Below are 2853 nucleotides of genomic sequence, written 5' to 3'. Positions count from 1 at the left end.
GTGGTGGGTGATGACGGGATCGAACCGCCGACCCCCTCCTTGTAAGGGAGGTGCTCTCCCAGCTGAGCTAATCACCCCCGCTGTGTGGAGTCGCATTATAGGGAGAGTTGAAAATGAGTCAACGCCTTTTCTAAAGAATTCGTTCGTTCGTCGTAAAATTAAACAAAGCGATCGCAAAAGCGGCGTCATAGCATGATTTATAAACAAAAACGGCAAACCGCGACGTTCCGACGGGAACAACATTGAGGAATCAGCCCACGGTGTTAGAATATTGACCCATAATTTCCACCGGACATTGCCGGCTATCGGCATCTTTATTAAACGTAAGGCCAATTCATGAAAATCAAAACTCGCTTCGCGCCAAGCCCAACCGGCTATCTGCACGTTGGCGGTGCGCGTACTGCTCTCTATTCCTGGCTTTTTGCCCGTAACCACGGCGGTGAGTTTGTACTGCGTATTGAAGACACCGATCTCGAACGCTCCACCCCGGAAGCAATTGAAGCCATCATGGATGGCATGAACTGGCTGAATCTGCAATGGGACGAAGGTCCCTATTACCAGACTAAACGTTTCGATCGTTATAACAACGTGATCGATGAGATGCTGGAAGCCGGTACCGCTTATAAATGCTATTGCTCAAAAGAGCGTCTGGAAGCGTTGCGCGAAGAGCAAATGGCGAACGGTGAGAAGCCGCGTTACGATGGACGCTGCCGCCATAGCCACGAGCATCATGCCGATGATGAGCCGTGCGTGGTGCGTTTCGCCAACCCGCAGGAAGGGTCGGTTATTTTTGACGATCAGATCCGCGGACCTATCGAGTTCAGCAACCAGGAGCTGGACGATCTGATCATTCGCCGTACCGATGGTTCCCCGACCTACAACTTCTGCGTCGTAGTGGATGACTGGGACATGGCGATCACCCACGTGATCCGTGGTGAAGATCATATCAACAACACGCCGCGCCAGATCAATATCCTTAAAGCGCTGAATGCGCCGGTGCCTGTATACGCGCACGTATCGATGATCAACGGCGACGATGGCAAGAAACTCTCCAAACGCCACGGGGCGGTCAGCGTGATGCAGTATCGCGACGATGGCTACCTGCCGGAAGCGCTGCTGAACTATCTGGTGCGTCTGGGCTGGTCCCATGGCGATCAGGAGATCTTCACCCGCGAAGAGATGATCGAGTTCTTCTCGCTGGGGGCGGTCAGCAAATCCGCGAGTGCGTTCAACACCGACAAGCTGCTGTGGCTGAACCATCATTACATCAATACGCTGCCGGCGGAGTATGTGGCGACGCATCTGCAGTGGCATATTGAGCAGGAAAATATCGATACCCGCAACGGTCCGCAGCTGGCCGAGTTGGTGAAGCTGCTGGGCGAGCGTTGCAAAACGCTGAAAGAGATTGCCCAGAGCTGCCGCTACTTCTATGAAGAGTTCGCTGAATTCGACGCCGACGCGGCGAAGAAACATCTGCGTCCGGTAGCGCGTCAGCCGCTGGAAGTCGTCCGCGACAAGCTGGCGGCGATTAGCGACTGGACGGCGGAAAACGTCCACCACGCGATTCAGGCGACCGCTGATGAGCTGGAAGTGGGCATGGGTAAAGTCGGTATGCCGCTGCGCGTGGCCGTTACCGGTGCAGGGCAGTCTCCTGCGCTTGACGTTACCGTCCATGCAATCGGCAAGTCCCGTAGCGTAGAGCGTATCAATAAAGCGCTGGCTTTTATCGCTGAGCGCGAAGGCCAGGCGTCCTGACGGGGACCTGGATGATAAAACGGCAGGATACCCCTGCCGTTTTTTTTGTCTGTTACGCCGGGCTGGCGATGCCGAGGCGGGCAAGAAAACCGCTAATCCCTTCCCGGGCCAGCAGGTCGCGGAGCTGCAGCTGTTCTGCCGGAGTCATCAGTTGCAGGGTTTCTGTGATTTGCCGCCAGATCGCGTCCGCTTCATTGACCAGGTAAGCGCCTGGCGATTCCGCGAGATGATTCTCGCTAAACAGATGGCGTCTGGCGGGAATGTTCGTCAGAAACTCGCGCACCGGTTGGTCGATGACCACCAGCCGCGCTCGGCCTCCTTTGACGCCGGGTATTGTTTCCGTGCGCCATTTCTTCTCACGAACCCAGCGATTGATCGTTTGTCTCGCCAGCCCCAGGCAGTCGGCAAGCTCTGCGGGCGTCATTTTATCTTTTAGTTTCATCATGGTTTACCGATCGCGAATCCCTAACCGAAGCAGTAACCCGGTGATCCCCTCGCGCAACAGCAGCGACATAAGCTGCTTCTGCTCGCTGGGAGTGAGTTCTTTACAGAGGGTCAGCAGCAGCGATTCCAGATCGCTGTCGTGGGGATAATAGGTGCCGGGCGTCTCCGCCACGCGCTGGGCGCTGCGGATAAACTCCCTGACTTGCTCATTGACATGGACCAGGCGCGCCTTACCGCCCTGGACGCCAGGCCGCGGAGAGGTCTGCCAGCCTTCTTTCCGCACCCACTTATTGATAGTTTGCCGGCTGTAGCCGGTCAGATGGGCGATTTCTTCAGGTGTCATTCGTTCCTTGAGCATACTATTTCCTGAGTAAATGTATGGGAATTAGCTGTCCATGTTATAGCATCCTTTTACTGGAAAAGGTGACCTGTTTAACTTCTGGCTGCGATAAGGCTCGCAATCTCAGCAGGTTGCCTGCTTTTTCAGCGATTGAATCGAGAAGGATAATTTTGCCGTTGACACCTGAGCGAGGAATTCATATTATGCCGCCCGTCAACACGACACGCTTTACGTTACGGGGCTATAGCTCAGCTGGGAGAGCGCTTGCATGGCATGCAAGAGGTCAGCGGTTCGATCCCGCTTAGCTCCACCAA

The 2853-nt window shown here is 55.2% G+C and carries 3 protein-coding genes and 2 tRNA genes; 2 read left to right on the top strand and 3 right to left on the bottom strand.

Annotated features, from left to right (window positions below):
* Position 1 precedes the first annotated feature (1 nt).
* Positions 2 to 77 (bottom strand) — tRNA-Val (locus L2I46_RS28850).
* A 259-nt stretch (positions 78 to 336) separates the two neighbouring features.
* On the opposite strand from L2I46_RS28850, the gene gltX reads away from it, so the two are divergent.
* Positions 337 to 1755 carry a glutamate--tRNA ligase gene (gene gltX / locus L2I46_RS28845; protein WP_004202014.1) on the top strand — a complete coding sequence of 473 codons (1419 nt, stop codon included), beginning with the start codon at positions 337 to 339 and terminating at the stop codon, positions 1753 to 1755.
* A gap of 52 nt (positions 1756 to 1807) precedes the next feature.
* On the opposite strand, the gene L2I46_RS28840 is transcribed toward gltX, so the two are convergent.
* Both L2I46_RS28840 and L2I46_RS28835 read right to left on the bottom strand, forming a co-directional pair.
* Positions 1808 to 2200: a MerR family transcriptional regulator gene (locus L2I46_RS28840; protein WP_032453681.1), complete on the bottom strand. Its 393-nt coding sequence runs from the start codon at positions 2198 to 2200 to the stop codon at positions 1808 to 1810.
* A 3-nt stretch (positions 2201 to 2203) separates the two neighbouring features.
* The gene (locus tag L2I46_RS28835; protein WP_236948414.1) at positions 2204 to 2557 is read right to left on the bottom strand and encodes a YfeC-like transcriptional regulator; all 354 of its coding nucleotides are present in this window, start codon (positions 2555 to 2557) and stop codon (positions 2204 to 2206) included.
* Positions 2558 to 2776: 219 nt separating this feature from the next.
* Between L2I46_RS28835 and L2I46_RS28830 the strand changes: the two genes are divergently transcribed.
* Positions 2777 to 2852: transfer RNA gene (locus L2I46_RS28830), tRNA-Ala, on the top strand.
* The last annotated feature ends 1 nt before the right edge of the window (position 2853 follow it).

It is taken from the genome of Klebsiella sp. 2019SCSN059, assembly GCF_021739525.1.
GTDB classification, from domain to species: Bacteria; Pseudomonadota; Gammaproteobacteria; order Enterobacterales; family Enterobacteriaceae; genus Klebsiella; species Klebsiella quasipneumoniae.
This window is presented reverse-complemented; position numbering and strand designations above follow the sequence as displayed.

Bases quoted from the DNA above. Each gene is read 5' to 3' on its own strand.
- gltX (WP_004202014.1), top strand. From the start codon at position 337: ATGAAAATCAAAACTCGCTTCGCGCCAAGCCCAACCGGCTATCTGCAC.
- L2I46_RS28840 (WP_032453681.1), bottom strand. From the start codon at position 2,200: ATGATGAAACTAAAAGATAAAATGACGCCCGCAGAGCTTGCCGACTGC.
- L2I46_RS28835 (WP_236948414.1), bottom strand. From the start codon at position 2,557: ATGCTCAAGGAACGAATGACACCTGAAGAAATCGCCCATCTGACCGGC.